Genomic DNA, 17,495 nt, shown 5'->3' on the forward strand with positions numbered 1-17,495 from the left:
AAACGAATTTCTATAGCCTTGTTGGACAATTGTTTGACAAGGCTATGGTTTAGTAAATAACTAACGATTGTTTCTTTATCAAGATGTTGCTGAGAAGCTATTGAGATTTCCTTCCTTAATGCTCAGGTCAAAGCGCTCTTTTCACAGTCTCTTGCTAAACGGCGTTCAAAGAGCTGACCTTCGGCATTAAGTCAAAAAATCTCAAAACATGAAAAGCTGTTTCGAGATTTTCTTCCTTAATGCTCAGGTCAAAACGCTCTTTTCACAGCCTCTTGATAAGGGAATAATCCCCTGAAGTTTTTGCTTCAATTTGAGATTTTATGAAAAATCTTTGTTAATCGTTGCCTAGATAGAAATCGTTAGGATGTGAAAAATTGTGGTTCAAGAAAATATTGTCATCGAAATGCGGAATATCACCAAACAGTTTGGTACGTTCAAAGCAAATGACAACATCAACTTGCAAGTGAAAGCAGGAGAGATCCACGCTTTACTTGGAGAAAATGGTGCCGGAAAATCAACCTTGATGAATGTGCTCTCAGGCCTTTTAGAGCCAACATCAGGTGAAATACTGATGCATGGGAAAGAAGTGAAAATTACAAGTCCGACAAAAGCGAACCAGCTAGGTATCGGAATGGTCCATCAGCACTTTATGCTTGTGGATGCATTTACTGTTACTGAAAATATTGTTTTGGGAAGTGAGCCAAGTCGAGCAGGGGTACTTGATCGTCGCCAAGCACGTGAAGAAATCCAAAAGCTTTCTGAACAATATGGTTTATCGGTCAATCCTGATGCGTATGTCCGAGATATCTCTGTTGGAATGGAACAACGGGTAGAAATCTTAAAAACACTTTATCGTGGGGCAGATGTCTTGATTTTTGACGAACCTACAGCGGTATTAACGCCACAAGAGATTGACGAACTGATTGTAATCATGAAAGAGTTGGTCAAAGAAGGAAAATCGATCATTTTGATCACCCATAAGTTAGATGAGATTAAAGCTGTAGCAGATCGTTGTACCGTTATCCGTCGTGGTAAAGGGATTGGTACAGTAAATGTAAAAGATGTCTCTTCACAACAATTGGCAGATATGATGGTTGGACGTACGGTTTCATTTAAGACAATGAAGAAAGAAAGTCAGCCTCAAGAAGTTGTGTTATCGATTGAAAATTTAGTGGTTAAAGAAAACCGAGGATTGGACGCAGTCAAAGACCTAAGTTTAGAAGTACGAGCAGGAGAAGTTTTAGGAATTGCTGGTATTGATGGTAACGGACAGTCAGAATTGATCCAGGCGTTAACCGGTTTACGTAAAGCAGAAAGTGGAACGATCCGCTTAAAAGATGAAGATATCACGAATAAAAAGCCAAGAAAAATTACGGAGGCTGGTGTAGGACATGTGCCCGAAGACCGTCATAAGTATGGCTTAGTGCTGGATATGACGTTAGCGGAGAATATTGCTTTACAAAATTATTACCAAAAACCTTACAGTAGAAATGGCTTATTGAATTATTCGTTGATCAATGAACATGCACGAGAATTAATCGAAGAGTATGATGTTCGAACAACGAATGAACTTGTGCCAGCAAAAGCATTATCAGGTGGGAACCAACAAAAAGCAATTATTGCTCGGGAAATCGATCGTGATCCTGACTTGTTGATCGTTGCTAATCCGACACGTGGGCTAGATGTTGGAGCAATCGAGTTTATTCATAAACGTTTGATTGAACAAAGAGACAAATACAAAGCGGTCTTATTGATTAGTTTTGAATTAGAAGAAATTTTGAATGTTTCTGATCGTATTGCGGTACTCCACGAAGGAAAAATCGTGGGAATCGTTGATCCAAAAGAAACTTCTGAAAATGAACTAGGATTACTTATGGCGGGCTATTCTTTAGAAGAAGCAAGAAAAGAGTTAGAAAAGGTTGGTGGCGCACATGAATGATCGCAATGAAAAGATACGTAATCTCCTAGTTCCTATTTTTTCGGTAATTCTAGGTTTAGTTTTAGGTGCTATCTTGATGGCAGCTTTTGGTTATAACCCAGGCCAAGGTTATTCTTCAATGTTAAATGCGTCCCTTGGTTCTCAAAGAAGTATTGGTGAAACATTACGGCAAGCAACACCGTTGATTTTTACTGCATTAGGTTTTTCTGTTGCGAACTCAGCAGGATTCTTCAATATCGGGCTTTCGGGACAAGCACTCTGTGGTTGGATCGTTAGTGTGTGGGTAGCACTTGCCTTTCCTGATCTGCCAAAAGTCATTTTATTACCGACTTGTGTGATTTTAGGTGCTTTGGCAGGAGCCTTGGCTGCGGCTATCCCAGGGGTGTTAAGAGCCTTTTTCGGTACAAGTGAAGTAATCGTCACTATTATGATGAACTATATTTTACTTTATTTAAGTACTTTTGCTTTACATGACATCATGCCAGATACGTATCGTTCAAGCTTAGATTCTTCAAATTTGATTGGGCAAAATGCTTCTCTTAGATTACCTTGGCTGACACAAATGTTTGGCGGTTCTCGTGTAAATGCTGGTTTGTTTTTAGCATTGATTGCACTGGTTGTTGTTTGGCTATTGATGAAGAAAACGACGTTAGGCTTTGAAATTCGTTCGGTAGGTCTAAATCCTTTTGCTTCTGAGTATGCTGGAATGAGTAGTAAACGTACGATCGTCTTCTCCATGATGATTTCAGGCGCTTTAGCAGGACTTGGTGGAGTAGTCGAAGGATTAGGAACGTATCAAAACTTTTTCGTCCAAACAACTTCATTAGCCATCGGATTTGACGGAATGGCTGTGTCACTGTTAGGTTCTGGTTCAGCGATTGGAATTTTACTTTCAGCACTCTTGTTCAGTATCTTGAAAATCGGTGGTTTGGGGATGCAAACAGGTGCCGGTATACCATTTGAAATCGTAAATGTATCGATTGCATTGATTATTTTCTTTGTTGGGATCAACTTCTTGATTCGTTTCATTATGGCGAAATTCTTCCAAGGTAAAAAACAAGAAGCGATCGTGGAGACTGTTGAATCGAAACCAACAAATCAGAGTCAAGAAGGAGGAGAATTATAATGTCAACAACTGAGTTAATTGCTTTAATCCTCACTTCAACGTTGGTTTATTCAACACCATTAATTCTTACATCTTTAGGTGGAACTTTTTCTGAACGAAGTGGGATTGTCAATGTAGGTTTAGAAGGCATCATGGTTATGGGTGCTTTCAGTGCGGTAGTATTTAATCTAACCATGAGTCCTACCTTAGGAGACATGACACCATGGATCGCTATTTTAGTCGGTGGGATAGTTGGTGTGTTATTCTCTTTATTACATGCAGTAGCAACTGTTAGTTTACGTGCAGACCATATCATCAGCGGGACAGTTATCAACTTGATGGCACCAGCTTTGGGTGTATTTTTGATCAAAACATGGTATGGAAAAGGACAAACTGATAACATTTCAGTTAACTTAGGATATTTCTCATTTCCTGGATTATCAAAAATTCCAGTAATTGGACCAATTTTCTTTAAAAATACATTTTTACCAGCTTATTGTGCCATTTTAATTGCGATTCTTGCTTGGTTTATTATTTTTAAGACAAAGTTCGGACTTCGCTTACGTTCAGTGGGTGAAAATCCTCAAGCAGTGGATACATTGGGAATCAATGTTTACGCGATGCGTTATTCTGGGGTATTGATCTCTGGTTTACTTGGCGGAATGGGTGGCGCAGTATTTGCTCAATCGATTTCAGGGAATTTCTCTGCCGGAACGATCGTAGGTCAAGGGTTTATCTCAATGGCTGCTATGATCTTCGGTAAATGGAATCCACTAGGGGCCATGGGCGCTTCTTTATTCTTTGGCTTTGCGCAAAGTTTAAGTATCATCGGGGCTCAATTACCAGTGATTTCTTCGATACCGCCAGTATTGTTGCAGATTGCACCTTACCTATTAACCGTTATTGTGTTAGTAGCGTTCTTAGGAAAAGCATCTGGACCTAAAGCAAACGGTAAAAATTATATAAAATCAAAATAAACTTTTAGTGAATAAAAAGGGTGGGTTACGGGAAATGTTTTTTCGACTCGCCCTTTTTGATTTAATAGCAATAATAAAAAAGAAAGAAGGAATAATCATGTTTAAACGCGTACATTTGATTGTCATGGATTCAGTAGGAATCGGTGAAGCGCCAGATGCTGAAAAATTTGGTGATAAAGGTTCAGATACACTAGGGCATATCGCAAAAGAAGCTGGTTTGACAATTCCTCATTTAGAACAGTTAGGATTAGGAACGATTCGCCCATTAGAAGGTGTCGAAGCGGTTAAAAACCACCAAGGCTATGCCACTAAATTGGAGGAAGTATCTGTAGGAAAAGATACAATGACCGGTCACTGGGAAATCATGGGTCTGAACATCAAGACACCATTTCGAGTATTTCCTAACGGTTTCCCTGATGAATTACTCAAACAAATCGAAGACTTCTCAGGACGCAAAATTGTTTGCAATCAACCATATAGTGGAACCGCTGTTATAGATGACTATGGTGAACATCAAATGAAAACTGGTGATTTGATCGTCTATACGTCCGCAGATCCGGTTCTACAAATTGCTGCGCATGAAGAAATTATTCCTTTAGAAGAACTTTATCGGATTTGTCAGTTCGTTCGTGACATTACTAAAGACGACCCATACATGATTGGTCGAATTATTGCGCGACCTTACGTTGGAGAACCTGGTAATTTTACTCGTACGAGCAACCGACATGATTACGCATTGGATCCATTCGGTCATACGGTTTTAGATTCATTAAAAGAAGCAGGAAAAGACGTTATCGCTGTTGGAAAAATCAACGATATCTTCAACGGTCAAGGGATTACAGAGTTCGTCCGTACGAAAAGCAACATGGATGGCGTTGACCAATTATTAAATGTGATGAAAAAAGAGTTTACAGGGATCAGTTTTACTAATTTAGTTGATTTTGATGCATTATTTGGACATCGTCGGGATGTTGTAGGTTATGCCCACGCAATTGAAGATTTTGATTTACGTATTCCCGAAATATTAGAGGCAATGGCAGAGGACGACTTACTGATGATTACTGCTGATCATGGAAACGATCCAACATTCCCTGGAACAGATCATACACGTGAATATGTACCATTATTAGTTTTCAGCAAAAAAATGCAAGGACAAGGAAGCTTGCCACAAGGCTACTATTCAGATATCGCAGCAACGATTGCTGAAAACTTCGATGTTCCTGCTACCGAAAACGGCGAAAGTTTCTTAAAACTTTTGAAATAGGAATGACAGACCGCGTTTGAAAATTTGACCTGAAAAAGCGTAACTAAGATAGGTCAATCATTTTGTTCAAAGAGCCATCTTGCTTTAACAGTATCAATCAAGAGGTGAAAAAGCCTTGTTAATCAGGCATACCTGTTTTTTTTAGCTAGTCGAACGACAGGGCTTCTAACCTCTTGACTTCTGTAGAAAAAAATAGTTAATAGGAGAAAGTAAATGACCCAATTAAGCGAAATGTTACAAGAAACAACTCAATTTATTCTAGAAAAGGGCGTAAAAGAAATTGATTTTGGTTTGATCTTAGGTTCAGGTTTAGGAGAGTTAGCGGAAGAAATCGAGGAAGCGATCGTGATTCCTTATGACCAAATCCCATTTTTCCCAACATCAACAGTTGTCGGCCATGCTGGTCAATTAGTCTATGGTACCTTGTCTGGTAAAAAAGTTCTGGCAATGCAAGGACGATTCCATTTTTATGAAGGTCATTCAATGCAAACTGTCACTTATCCTGTGCGGGTAATGGCAGCATTAAAGGCTCATTCGGTGATTGTCACGAATGCATGTGGTGGGGTAAATGAATCATTTGTTCCTGGCGATTTGATGTTGATTACTGATCATATCAACTTCACAGGTCAAAACCCATTGATTGGTCCTAACGAAGATGAGATCGGTCCACGCTTCCCTGATATGAGCGAGGCGTATACCTTAACTTACCGTGAAGTAGCCAAAGAGGCTGCGAGCCAATTAGATTTGACTCTTAAAGAAGGGGTATATATGGGCTATTCTGGACCAACATACGAAACACCTGCAGAGATTCGGATGTCACGTACGATGGGAGCAGATGCAGTCGGAATGTCCACTGTGCCAGAAGTGATCGTTGCAGCACATAGCGGATTGAAAGTTCTCGGCATTTCATGTATCACTAATTTAGCAGCAGGCATGCAAGCGAACCTTAACCATGAAGAAGTGGTGGAAACAACGCAACGTGTCAAACAATCATTTAAGGCATTGATTAAAGAAGTATTAGTATTACTATAACTGAATCAAGGAGAGTGTCAGATGAGCGTACACATTGAAGCAAAACAAGGAGAGATCGCTGATAAAATACTACTTCCAGGCGATCCTTTACGAGCAAAATATATTGCTGAAACATTTTTAGAAGATCCAGTATGTTACAACCAAGTTCGTGGGATGTTAGGTTTTACTGGAACCTACAAAGGCGAACGTGTTTCGGTACAAGGAACGGGGATGGGGATGCCGTCAGCGACGATCTATGCCCATGAATTGATTCATTCATACGGTGTGAAAAAATTGATACGAGTGGGTACATGTGGTGCATTATCTAAAGATGTCCATGTTCGTGATCTTGTTTTAGCTCAAGGAGCAGCTACTAGTTCTTCGATGATCGAGAAAAATTTCCAAGCCTTTCATTTTCCGCCGATCAGTGATTTTAATTTATTGTTGAAGGCGTATGAAATTTCAAAAGACAAAGGATTTACCACACATGTAGGAAATGTTCTCTCGGAAGATTCATTTTATAAAGATGATTCAACAGAAACGTTTAAATTAGCTGAATTAGGTGTGCTAGGTGTGGAAATGGAAGCAGCTGCTTTATACTATTTGGGAGCAAAATATCATGTCCAAACATTAGCAATCATGACAGTGAGTGACCATTTGCTTACCGGAGAAGAAACAACTGCAGAAGAACGACAAACGACATTTAACGAAATGATCGAAGTCGGATTAGAAACAGCAATCGCAGATTAATAAAAGAAGTGAGCGAGTGATTCAATTGAATCGCTTGCCCACTTTTTTTATTTATTATAAATAGTATTTTTTAGCAACTGTCAAGTCATCGTTTAATTCATAAACAAGTGGTTGACCAGTTGGAATTTCAAGATCCATGATATCTTCATCAGAAATTCCTTCGATGTGTTTTGCTAAAGCACGTAGAGAGTTACCATGTGCAGCTACTAAAACAGTTTTGTTGTCTAGTAAAGCTGGAGCAATTTCGTCTTGCCAGAATGGTAAAGCACGTTCTAAAGTAACTTTCAAGTTTTCGCCACCAGGAATATCGCGTTTGTCTAACATTGCATAACGACGATCGTTTGCAGCAGAACCTTCGTCACTTTCGTCCATCAATGGAGGAAGAGTGTCGTATGAACGACGCCAAATGTGTACTTGGTCATCTCCATATTTTTCAGCTGTTTCTTTTTTGTTCAATCCTTGTAATTTACCATAATGACGTTCGTTTAAGCGCCATGATTTGATTTGAGGAACCCAAAGTTGATCTGAGTGTTCTAAAATCAAATTACATGTTTTGATGGCACGAGTTAAAACTGAAGTGTAAGCAACATCAAATTCAATTCCAGCTTCTTTGATTTTGCGTCCGCCTTCTTTGGCTTCTTCGATTCCTTCTGGTGCTAAGTTTACGTCAGCCCAACCAGTAAATTGGTTTAATGCATTCCATTCACTAAGACCATGACGAGAAAAAACTAATTTTGGCATGTTTAGCTCTCCTTTAAAATAGGTTATATTTCTGAAATTTTCAGTTCTGCTTTATTGTACAATTTTTTTGACTAGATTTCCATTGAAAAATGAAGTTAATGAAAGGGAAAATCAGAAGATAGACAGATAAAAAAACAAAAATAATTCTTACAGTGACAGATAAACAGAGGTAGGTGGGTCAATGACTACTTTGACATTGATCCACCTACCTATTCATTATATACAGTTGATTCGTCTTTAGCAGACAGTCTGCGTTTGTTGCGCCAATCCATTTTTAAATGAAAGAATACTAAGATGTAGGCAGTCGTTTAAGATAATTGCTGAATCTCTTTTTCTGGAAGATTGATATATTTATAACAGGTTCCGACTGATACACCACATTTAGTAGAAATTAATTGGATCGTTTCTTTTTTTTCATAATAAAGCCGACGAATTTTTTTAATTGTTTTTGGATCGATTTTTGGACGACCCCCGATTTTACCTTTTTTACGTGCTTCATCTAACCCGACAAGTGTCCGTTCCTTGATTAAAGAGCACTCCATAATGGCTAATCCTTCCATTAGTTGAAAATAGATTTTCCCCATCGGTGTACGCGTATCGATCTCTTCTTGGATACTAACTAGGTGTAAGCCACGATCTTTGAATAATTGTGTGAGTTCTGTTAGCTGACGAGTAGACTTCCCTAGACGATGAAGTTGACAGATAACTAAAGTATCGCCTTGTCGCATTTCCTTGATTACTTTTTCTAAACAAATATTATTAGACACCGCATCTTTAGACTTGTATGTCTCGTGAAAAATCTCCTGACAACCAAAATTAGAGAGTTGCTCCACTTGTGTTGTAAGATCAACATCATTTATGGTTGTGCGTGCATAACCAATAATCTTCATGGTGATTCCTTTCTAGCAATGATTTTCTGTCTATAGATAACAGTAAAAATGTAGCATAAAGTCCATTGAAAAGATAGTTTTTTTATGTTTTTAAAATGAACTATTTTTGCTAATTTTTATAACTAATATCAGGGTTGTTATTTTTGATGAGGTGAGTCGATAATTGATACGCCTTGTGCGGAGCCGACAACGACTTTTGAAACCATATTTAAAAACAGTCCATGTTCAACGACACCAACCAGTTGATCAAGGTACGTTGCTAAAGCTTCAGGGTCATTGATCACTTCTAAATGTAAGTCAATAATGTAATGACCACTGTCCGTTTTGACTATCTGACCTGTTTCGGTCTGACGTAAAACAGGTTGGTAACCTTTCTCATCAAAGATCCGCATCAATTGTTGAGCGCCATAAGGAATCACTTCTACTGGAAGAGGGAACTGCCCAAGTTGCTCCACTAATTTTGATTCATCAACGATCCAGATGACTTGTTTTGAATACGTAGCAACAATTTTTTCAAAAAGTAATGCTGCGCCACCACCTTTAATTCCTTGAAATGCTTTACTGATTTCATCAGCACCATCGATCGTGAGATCAACTACGGGTACTTCATCAATACTCTTAAGAGGGATACCTAATTTTTCTGCTTGTTCTTTAGTGGCATTCGATGTAGTGACACCAGTGATGTTTAATCCTTCTTCACGCATTCTTCTACCGATTTCTTCTACCATATAATAGGCTGTAGAACCGGTACCCAAACCAACGATCATTCCGTCCTTCACAAATTTAGCTGCTTCAATTCCAGCTGCTTGTTTCAAATTCATCTGTTGTTCCCACCTTTTCTTTCGTCTCTATTCATAGCTATTTTATATTGAATGATTGGAAAAAGATAGCGTCCTTTTTTTAATTTCAAATGGCTAAAAAAAATACATAACACTGGTTGACAGAGTACTTTATTCATGATATCCTAACCAAGGTGCTTTATCTACAGGTCTCTGGTAAAGAGACGTGCTGACTGTTTATCAAAGCATATTTGATAAAGATGCAGAATTGCATTTATTTTTTATCGCAAAAAAAGAACCACCTGGATGTGTGGAACTAGACGCGAATCGTGGGAAGGAGGAAACAAGGAATGCCTACAATTAACCAATTAGTACGTAAACCTCGTAAATCAAAGGTGGAAAAATCTAATTCACCTGCTTTGAACAAAGGATATAACAGCTTTAAGAAAACTCAAACAAACGTGAACTCTCCTCAAAAACGTGGGGTAGCAACACGTGTGGGTACAATGACACCTAAAAAACCGAACTCAGCTTTACGTAAATATGCTCGTGTTCGTTTGTCAAACTTAATTGAAGTTACTGCTTATATCCCAGGGATTGGTCACAACTTACAAGAACATAGCGTAGTATTACTACGTGGTGGACGTGTAAAAGACTTACCAGGGGTACGTTACCATATCGTTCGTGGTGCACTTGATACAGCTGGTGTAAACGACCGTAAACAAAGCCGTTCTAAATACGGTACTAAAAAACCTAAAGCTTAATTTTAATTATTAAACAAATGAAACTTGTTCTTACTATGTTAAGAGAGTAAGGCAATTACTATGAAGAATATTTCGGAAGGAGGAGTTACGGATGCCACGTAAAGGTCCTGTTGCAAAACGTGATGTTTTACCAGATCCTATTTATAACTCAAAATTAGTAACTCGCTTGATCAACCGTGTAATGGTTGACGGAAAACGCGGTGTTGCTGCTAGTATTATTTATAACGCCTTTGATTTGATTAAAGAATCTACAGGTAATGATCCATTAGAAGTGTTTGAACAAGCTATGAAAAATGTTATGCCTGTTCTTGAAGTTAAAGCACGTCGTGTTGGGGGTTCAAACTATCAAGTACCAGTTGAAGTTCGCCCTGAACGTCGTACAACTTTAGCTCTTCGTTGGGTAGTAAACTACGCTCGCTTGCGCGGTGAACACACAATGGAAGAACGCTTAGCAAAAGAAATCATGGATGCTGCAAACAACACTGGTGCTTCTGTTAAAAAACGTGAAGACACTCATAAAATGGCTGATGCCAACCGTGCATTTGCTCATTATCGTTGGTAAGATCCTCTCTGCCTGTTGGGTTAAACGACAGCAGAAAGTCAATTTACAATCGATTTAAATAAAGAGAGGAGTAAGAAAATGGCAAGAGAATTTTCGCTAGAAAAAACTCGTAATATTGGTATCATGGCTCACGTTGATGCAGGTAAAACTACAACAACAGAGCGTATCTTGTACTATACTGGTAAAATCCATAAAATTGGTGAAACCCACGAAGGAGCTTCACAAATGGACTGGATGGAACAAGAACAAGAACGTGGTATCACAATTACATCTGCTGCGACTACAGCGCAGTGGAAAGGTTACCGTGTAAACATCATCGACACACCAGGACACGTAGACTTCACAATTGAAGTTCAACGTTCTCTACGTGTATTAGATGGTGCGGTAACTGTACTTGACTCACAGTCAGGTGTTGAACCTCAAACTGAAACAGTTTGGCGTCAAGCAACTGAGTACCGAGTGCCTCGTATCGTATTCTGTAACAAAATGGATAAAATCGGTGCGGACTTCTTGTACTCAGTAAAATCATTGCATGATCGTTTGCAAGCAAACGCGCATCCAATCCAATTGCCAATCGGTGCTGAAGAAAACTTCACTGGTATCATCGACTTGGTTAAAATGAAAGCTGAAATCTATACAAATGACTTAGGAACAGATATTCAAGAAACTGAAATTCCTGAAGAATATTTAGAACAAGCTCAAGAATGGCGCGAAAAATTAGTCGAAGCTGTTGCTGAAACAGACGAAGAACTAATGATGAAATATCTTGAAGGTGAAGAAATCACACAAGAAGAATTGATTGCTGGTATCCGCCGTGCAACAATTAATGTTGAATTCTTCCCTGTATTAGCTGGTTCAGCGTTCAAGAACAAAGGGGTTCAATTAATGTTGGATGCCGTTCTTGATTACTTGCCTTCTCCAGTTGATATCGAAGCAATCAAAGGGATCGATACAAAAACAGACGAAGAAACAACACGTCCAGCTGACGATGAAGCTCCTTTTGCTTCATTAGCGTTTAAAGTAATGACTGACCCATTCGTAGGTCGTCTAACTTTCTTCCGTGTTTATTCTGGTGTCCTTGAAAGTGGTTCATATGTATTGAACGCTTCTAAAGGCAAAAAAGAACGTATCGGACGTATTCTACAAATGCACGCCAACACTCGTCAAGAAATTGATAAAGTGTACTCAGGTGATATCGCCGCTGCTGTTGGATTGAAAGATACAACAACTGGGGATACATTATGTGCATTAGACTCACCGGTTATTCTTGAGTCAATCGAATTCCCTGACCCAGTTATCCAAGTTGCTGTTGAACCTAAATCAAAAGCAGACCAAGATAAAATGGGTGTTGCGTTGCAAAAACTTGCAGAAGAAGATCCTTCATTCCGAGTTGAAACAAACGTTGAAACTGGTGAAACTGTTATCTCAGGTATGGGTGAGTTGCACTTAGACGTTTTAGTAGACCGTATGAAACGTGAATTTAAAGTTGAAGCAAACGTTGGTGCTCCACAAGTTTCATACCGTGAAACATTCCGTGAAGCAACAAAAGCTGAAGGTAAATTCGTACGTCAGTCTGGTGGTAAAGGTCAATACGGTCACGTATGGGTTGAATTTACACCAAACGAAGAAGGTAAAGGCTTCGAATTTGAAAATGCAATCGTCGGTGGGGTCGTTCCTCGTGAATACATCCCTGCTGTTGAAAAAGGACTAGAAGAATCTATGAATAACGGTGTTCTTGCTGGCTATCCATTAGTGGATATCAAAGCAAAACTTTACGATGGTTCATACCATGACGTCGATTCAAATGAAACAGCCTTCCGTGTTGCTGCATCTATGGCTTTAAGAGCTGCTGCAAAACACGCACGTCCTGTTATTTTAGAACCAATGATGAAAGTAACGATTACTGTTCCAGAAGATTACTTAGGTGATATCATGGGACACGTAACTAGCCGACGCGGTCGCGTTGAAGGTATGGAAGCACATGGTAACTCACAAATCGTTAATGCGATTGTTCCATTGGCTGAAATGTTCGGTTACGCAACAACATTGCGTTCAGCAACTCAAGGACGCGGTACATTTATGATGGTATTTGACCACTATGAAGATGTTCCTAAATCAGTCCAAGAAGAAATCATTAAGAAAAACGGCGGTAAAGCTGAATAATTTCTTAAAACAAGATCGTCTGTTTGACAGATTATCTAAAGAGACTGTATTTTTAATATAGTTTCGTGTAAAATAATTATCGATGATATGGGCATGTGATAGACTTTTGGTTTATCACATACCTATCAGACAAATAAAAAATATATTGTATTTTTAGGAGGACATTTTAAAATGGCAAAAGAAAAATTTGACCGTTCTAAACCACACGTTAACATTGGTACAATCGGACACGTTGACCACGGTAAAACAACTTTAACAGCAGCAATCACAACTGTACTATCTAAGAAAAACGGCGGCCAAGCTATGGCTTACGATCAAATCGATGGTGCTCCAGAAGAACGCGAACGCGGAATCACAATTTCAACAGCTCACGTTGAGTACGAAACTGACACTCGTCACTACGCTCACGTTGACTGCCCAGGACACGCGGACTACGTTAAAAACATGATCACTGGTGCTGCTCAAATGGACGGAGCTATCTTAGTAGTATCTGCTGCTGATGGTCCTATGCCTCAAACTCGTGAACATATCCTATTATCTCGTCAAGTTGGTGTTCCATACATCGTTGTATTCTTGAACAAAGTAGATATGGTTGACGACGAAGAATTACTAGAATTAGTTGAAATGGAAGTTCGTGACTTATTGACAGAATACGAATTCCCTGGTGACGATGTTCCTGTAGTTGCTGGTTCAGCTTTGAAAGCTTTAGAAGGCGACGCTTCATACGAAGAAAAAATCCTTGAATTGATGGCTGCAGTTGACGAATATATCCCAACTCCAGAACGTGACAACGACAAACCATTCATGATGCCAGTCGAAGACGTATTCTCAATCACTGGTCGTGGTACTGTTGCTACAGGTCGTGTTGAACGTGGACAAGTTCGCGTTGGTGACGTTGTAGATATCGTTGGTATCGCAGAAGAAACAGCTCAAACAACAGTTACTGGTGTTGAAATGTTCCGTAAATTATTAGACTACGCTGAAGCTGGAGACAACATTGGTGCTTTACTACGTGGTGTTGCACGTGAAGACATCCAACGTGGACAAGTTTTAGCTAAACCAGGTACAATCACACCTCATACAAAATTCTCTGCAGAAGTATACGTGTTGACAAAAGAAGAAGGTGGACGTCATACTCCATTCTTCACTAACTACCGTCCACAATTCTACTTCCGTACAACTGACGTAACAGGTGTTGTTGAATTACCAGAAGGAACTGAAATGGTTATGCCTGGCGACAACGTAACAATGGAAGTTGAATTAATCCACCCAATCGCTATCGAAAACGGTACTAAATTCTCAATCCGTGAAGGCGGACGTACAGTTGGTGCCGGTGTCGTTACTGAAATCAAAGCTTAATCTTTGATCAACTGAATTGTAAGCAACATTGTATTCGGACAATAAAAAGTCATGGTGTCATTAGACATCATGGCTTTTTTTATGGCTTATTTTAAACTTTATTGAGTAAATGAAAGCATTTTGTTTGACAAAAGGAAAAAAAGATGTTGACAAAAAAACGTTCCCTCGATAAAATTAAAGCGTTAACATATTTATTTTTCATGTGACTAGATCATACTAGGCATGGGAAGATTCCGTCGATAAGGAGACTTTGGTGGAATTTTTCTATGCTTTTTTTGTTGTCAAGCTTAAGATTGATAAAGGATGATTAGTCCATGAAGTAACTTTAATTCTGCAGAAAAAGGGTTATTATTATGAAAATCAAAAAGATTTTTAATCAAAATGCGGTCTTAGTCGATGACGATGGACAAGAAAAGGTCGCAATTGGTAAAGGTGTTGGATTCGATAAAAAGCGCAATGACTTGATTTTTCATCGAGAAATTGAGCGGATGTTTGTGATGGAGCCAGAAAGTCAAATGAAACTACAAAGTTTGCTGAATCAAATTGACGAAAAGTTTCTTTTTGCCGCTGAACACATCATTGATCATGCAGAAACAGTTTTAATGAAAAAGCTGAACGAGCATGTGTTGATTGCGTTAACGGATCATATTGCTTTTGCTGCTGAAAATATTCGTAATGGAATTGTTATTCGAAATAAATTACTGCGAGAAATCGAGGCGCTGTACCACGAAGAATTTAGTATTGCGCAATGGGCAGTTGATTATTTGAATCACACTTTAGCTATTCCTTATACATATGATGAAGCGGGTTATATAGCGATACATATCCATAGTGGTCATAGCGGACAAACTAGTAATCATCGTAGCATTCGCGAAGTCACGATCGTGTCGGAAATTATCCAGTTGATTGAAAAAGAGCTGAGGATCGATATCCATTCCGAACAAATGGCACTGAATTATTCTCGTTTAGCAAACCATCTTCGGTTGTTGATCCAACGGTATCACAATCAGCAGTATGCGGTCTTAGACGAGGAGATTATTGAGATAGTCAAACGAAAATATTCAGGAAGTTATGCAGTCGCAAAAAAAATTCGAGTACTTTTAACTAAACAATATCAAATGTCTATTACAAGCGAAGAACTTGGTTATTTAGTTATTCATATCGAACGCTTGCGAGGGACAACAGAATAGGAGAACAAAATGAAAACATACTTACAACGAATGGGACGTTCCTTGATGTTACCAGTAGCAACCCTACCAGTAGCTGCTTTATTCATGGGGATTGGTTATTGGATCGATCCGACTGGTTGGGGTGGCAATAACATTTTTGCCGCTTTTATGATCAAAGCTGGAGGAACAGTCTTAGATAATTTAGGAATCATTTTTGCTGTTGGGTTAGCATTGGGGATGTCTAAGGACAAAGATGGTTCATCAGCATTGGCAGGATTGATCGCCTTTTTAGCACCAGTCACATTAGTCAATAGTGCTTCTGTTGCATTGTTTACTAAAGTGGATGTTGAAAAAGTGAATATCGCTTTTGATGCAATCAATAATAAAAATGTATTTATTGGAATTTTGGCAGGCTTAGTCGCTGGTGCGATGTATAATCGCTTCAGCGGAGTTAAATTGCCAATGGCGTTATCTTTCTTTAGTGGAAAACGAGCAGTACCGATCGTAACAGCTGGTTTAATGGCAATTATTTCTGCTTTATTGATTTTTGTTTGGCCACCAGTTTATGATACATTGGTTAGTTTCGGTGAATTGATCTCTGGAATGGGCGCGTTAGGTGCTGGTCTATATGGCTTCTTCAACCGTTTGCTGATTCCAACTGGTTTACACCATGCACTGAACAATGTTTTTTGGTTCAATTTAGCTGGAATTGATGATATCGGTAAATTCTGAGCAAGTGAAGGGGTAAAAGGAGTCACCGGTATGTACCAAGCTGGTTTCTTCCCTGTCATGATGTTTGGGTTACCTGCTGGTGCACTTGCTATCTATCAATGTGCGCGACCAGAAAAGAAAAAAGTGACCGCATCTTTGATGTTAGCTGCCGCTTTCGCTTCTTTCTTTACAGGGGTGACTGAACCGTTAGAATTTTCATTTATGTTTGTCGCTTGGCCATTGTACGTCGTTCATGCTGCTTTAACAGGGATTTCGATGTTTATCGCAGCAACCTTCCATTGGACAGCGGGCTTTAATTTTAGCGCCGGCTTTATTGATTTCTTCCTAAGCTTACGTGTACCTATTGCCAATCAACCATTAATGCTATTGGTATTAGGCTTGGCGATGGGTGTGATTTACTACTTTACATTTTTATTTGTCATCAAAAAATTCAATTTGATGACGCCGGGGCGTGAAGAAGATACTGGAGTTGCAGAAAATGGGGAAGTAGGAACAGTGCCAACTGGTGACAATCGATTTGCCACGCTAGCTAATCAACTTTATCAAGCATTAGGTGGTGCAGCGAACGTTGTTTCCATTGACAATTGCACGACACGTTTACGCTTGTATGTAAAAGATACGGCAAAAGTTGATCAAGGGAAAATCAAAGCGACTGGCGTTCCAGGTCTGAAAGTAATTGATGCCAAAAATATTCAAGTGATCGTTGGAACGGAAGTCCAATTTGTTGCAGATGAAATGAAAAAAATTCATGGAAGTAGCGGCAAAGGAACTGTTCAGTCCACGCCTACTGTGACAACCAAAACAGTCGTTGATCCACAAAACCAAGATATTTTTGCGGTAGCAAATGGGAAGCTAATGCCAATCACAGAAGTGGCAGATGATGTCTTTTCACAAAAAATGATGGGAGACGGGTTTGCGGTTCTACCAACGAATGGCGAAGTGTTTGCTCCAATAGCTGGTACGATTATCAATATTTTTCCAACAAAACATGCAGTTGGTATCAAAACGGAATCAGGAATTGAAGTTCTCTTGCATATGGGGATCGATACCGTGAACTTAAAAGGAGCGCCTTTTACGATCTACGTTGAAGAGGGACAAAAAGTCGCACGTGGTCAATTAATTGCAACCATGGACTTGGTGGCACTACAATCGGCAAACAAACAATCAGATCTGATCGTTGCTTTTACCAATGGTGAAAAAGTGGCGAAGCTAACGATGGATGCTAGTGGGGTAGTTAAAGCAAATGCTGTGATTGGTCATGTTAAGAGTAATTAAGGAAGAAAACTACTG

Annotated in this window: 14 protein-coding genes and 1 pseudogene; 12 read left to right on the plus strand and 3 right to left on the minus strand. The window is 39.2% G+C overall.

Going from position 1 to position 17,495, the window contains the following annotated elements; all coding sequences use genetic code 11:
• Positions 1–376: 376 nt before the first annotated feature.
• From IGL28_RS00205 to deoD, 6 genes are all read left to right on the plus strand, one after another.
• Positions 377–1,939: an ABC transporter ATP-binding protein gene (locus IGL28_RS00205; protein WP_010720470.1), complete on the plus strand. Its 1,563-nt coding sequence runs from the start codon at positions 377–379 to the stop codon at positions 1,937–1,939.
• A complete protein-coding gene (locus IGL28_RS00210) occupies positions 1,932–3,065 on the plus strand; it encodes an ABC transporter permease (RefSeq protein ID WP_010720469.1) in 1,134 nt (377 codons plus the stop codon). Before IGL28_RS00205 ends, IGL28_RS00210 begins: the two co-directional genes overlap by 8 nt.
• Positions 3,065–4,021, plus strand: coding sequence for an ABC transporter permease (locus IGL28_RS00215; protein ID WP_438843870.1), 957 nt, complete (start codon positions 3,065–3,067; stop codon positions 4,019–4,021). Before IGL28_RS00210 ends, IGL28_RS00215 begins: the two co-directional genes overlap by 1 nt.
• A gap of 97 nt (positions 4,022–4,118) precedes the next feature.
• Positions 4,119–5,285, plus strand: a complete 1,167-nt coding sequence (deoB, locus tag IGL28_RS00220) for a phosphopentomutase (protein ID WP_010720467.1) — start codon at positions 4,119–4,121, stop codon at positions 5,283–5,285.
• A gap of 213 nt (positions 5,286–5,498) precedes the next feature.
• Positions 5,499–6,317 (plus strand): purine-nucleoside phosphorylase, encoded by an 819-nt coding sequence (locus IGL28_RS00225; RefSeq protein ID WP_053766559.1) that lies wholly within the window; start codon positions 5,499–5,501, stop codon positions 6,315–6,317.
• Positions 6,318–6,338: 21 nt separating this feature from the next.
• The gene (gene deoD, locus IGL28_RS00230) at positions 6,339–7,046 is read left to right on the plus strand and encodes a purine-nucleoside phosphorylase (RefSeq protein ID WP_010720465.1); all 708 of its coding nucleotides are present in this window, start codon (positions 6,339–6,341) and stop codon (positions 7,044–7,046) included.
• Positions 7,047–7,100: 54 nt separating this feature from the next.
• On the opposite strand, the gene gpmA is transcribed toward deoD, so the two are convergent.
• The 3 genes from gpmA to rpiA form a co-directional block, all read right to left on the minus strand.
• Positions 7,101–7,787 carry a 2,3-diphosphoglycerate-dependent phosphoglycerate mutase gene (gpmA, locus tag IGL28_RS00235; RefSeq protein WP_010720464.1) on the minus strand — a complete coding sequence of 229 codons (687 nt, stop codon included), beginning with the start codon at positions 7,785–7,787 and terminating at the stop codon, positions 7,101–7,103.
• A 308-nt stretch (positions 7,788–8,095) separates the two neighbouring features.
• On the minus strand, positions 8,096–8,677 hold the full coding sequence (locus IGL28_RS00240) for a recombinase family protein (protein WP_010720463.1): 582 nt from the start codon (positions 8,675–8,677) through the stop codon (positions 8,096–8,098).
• A 137-nt stretch (positions 8,678–8,814) separates the two neighbouring features.
• Positions 8,815–9,498 carry a ribose-5-phosphate isomerase RpiA gene (rpiA, locus tag IGL28_RS00245; RefSeq protein ID WP_010736793.1) on the minus strand — a complete coding sequence of 228 codons (684 nt, stop codon included), beginning with the start codon at positions 9,496–9,498 and terminating at the stop codon, positions 8,815–8,817.
• 308 nt (positions 9,499–9,806) lie between these two features.
• On the opposite strand from rpiA, the gene rpsL reads away from it, so the two are divergent.
• The 6 genes and pseudogenes from rpsL (at position 9,807) to nagE (ending at position 17,480) form a co-directional block, all read left to right on the plus strand.
• Complete coding sequence (gene rpsL / locus IGL28_RS00250; protein WP_002294318.1) at positions 9,807–10,220, plus strand: 30S ribosomal protein S12; 414 nt, start codon at positions 9,807–9,809, stop codon at positions 10,218–10,220.
• A gap of 91 nt (positions 10,221–10,311) precedes the next feature.
• Positions 10,312–10,782 (plus strand): 30S ribosomal protein S7, encoded by a 471-nt coding sequence (rpsG, locus tag IGL28_RS00255; protein ID WP_010720461.1) that lies wholly within the window; start codon positions 10,312–10,314, stop codon positions 10,780–10,782.
• 78 nt (positions 10,783–10,860) lie between these two features.
• Entirely contained in the window at positions 10,861–12,945 is a 2,085-nt protein-coding gene (fusA, locus tag IGL28_RS00260) for an elongation factor G (RefSeq protein ID WP_010720460.1), read from the plus strand.
• A 171-nt stretch (positions 12,946–13,116) separates the two neighbouring features.
• The gene (gene tuf, locus IGL28_RS00265; protein WP_010720459.1) at positions 13,117–14,304 is read left to right on the plus strand and encodes an elongation factor Tu; all 1,188 of its coding nucleotides are present in this window, start codon (positions 13,117–13,119) and stop codon (positions 14,302–14,304) included.
• A gap of 353 nt (positions 14,305–14,657) precedes the next feature.
• On the plus strand, positions 14,658–15,494 hold the full coding sequence (locus IGL28_RS00270; protein ID WP_010736794.1) for a PRD domain-containing protein: 837 nt from the start codon (positions 14,658–14,660) through the stop codon (positions 15,492–15,494).
• Positions 15,495–15,503: 9 nt separating this feature from the next.
• Positions 15,504–17,480: pseudogene (nagE, locus tag IGL28_RS00275) on the plus strand (N-acetylglucosamine-specific PTS transporter subunit IIBC).
• Positions 17,481–17,495 lie beyond the last annotated feature (15 nt).

The organism is Enterococcus sp. AZ077 (assembly GCF_051714965.1).
Classification (GTDB): Bacteria; Bacillota; Bacilli; order Lactobacillales; family Enterococcaceae; genus Enterococcus_B; species Enterococcus_B hirae.

Excerpts from the sequence above, each read along its gene's own strand:
- IGL28_RS00215 (WP_438843870.1), top strand. The coding sequence starts at position 3,065 with ATGTCAACAACTGAGTTAATTGCTTTAATCCTCACTTCAACGTTGGTT.
- rpiA (WP_010736793.1), bottom strand. The coding sequence starts at position 9,498 with ATGAATTTGAAACAAGCAGCTGGAATTGAAGCAGCTAAATTTGTGAAG.
- fusA (WP_010720460.1), top strand. The coding sequence starts at position 10,861 with ATGGCAAGAGAATTTTCGCTAGAAAAAACTCGTAATATTGGTATCATG.
- deoB (WP_010720467.1), top strand. The coding sequence starts at position 4,119 with ATGTTTAAACGCGTACATTTGATTGTCATGGATTCAGTAGGAATCGGT.
- IGL28_RS00240 (WP_010720463.1), bottom strand. The coding sequence starts at position 8,677 with ATGAAGATTATTGGTTATGCACGCACAACCATAAATGATGTTGATCTT.
- tuf (WP_010720459.1), top strand. The coding sequence starts at position 13,117 with ATGGCAAAAGAAAAATTTGACCGTTCTAAACCACACGTTAACATTGGT.
- deoD (WP_010720465.1), top strand. The coding sequence starts at position 6,339 with ATGAGCGTACACATTGAAGCAAAACAAGGAGAGATCGCTGATAAAATA.
- IGL28_RS00270 (WP_010736794.1), top strand. The coding sequence starts at position 14,658 with ATGAAAATCAAAAAGATTTTTAATCAAAATGCGGTCTTAGTCGATGAC.
- rpsL (WP_002294318.1), top strand. The coding sequence starts at position 9,807 with ATGCCTACAATTAACCAATTAGTACGTAAACCTCGTAAATCAAAGGTG.
- gpmA (WP_010720464.1), bottom strand. The coding sequence starts at position 7,787 with ATGCCAAAATTAGTTTTTTCTCGTCATGGTCTTAGTGAATGGAATGCA.
- IGL28_RS00225 (WP_053766559.1), top strand. The coding sequence starts at position 5,499 with ATGACCCAATTAAGCGAAATGTTACAAGAAACAACTCAATTTATTCTA.
- IGL28_RS00210 (WP_010720469.1), top strand. The coding sequence starts at position 1,932 with ATGAATGATCGCAATGAAAAGATACGTAATCTCCTAGTTCCTATTTTT.
- rpsG (WP_010720461.1), top strand. The coding sequence starts at position 10,312 with ATGCCACGTAAAGGTCCTGTTGCAAAACGTGATGTTTTACCAGATCCT.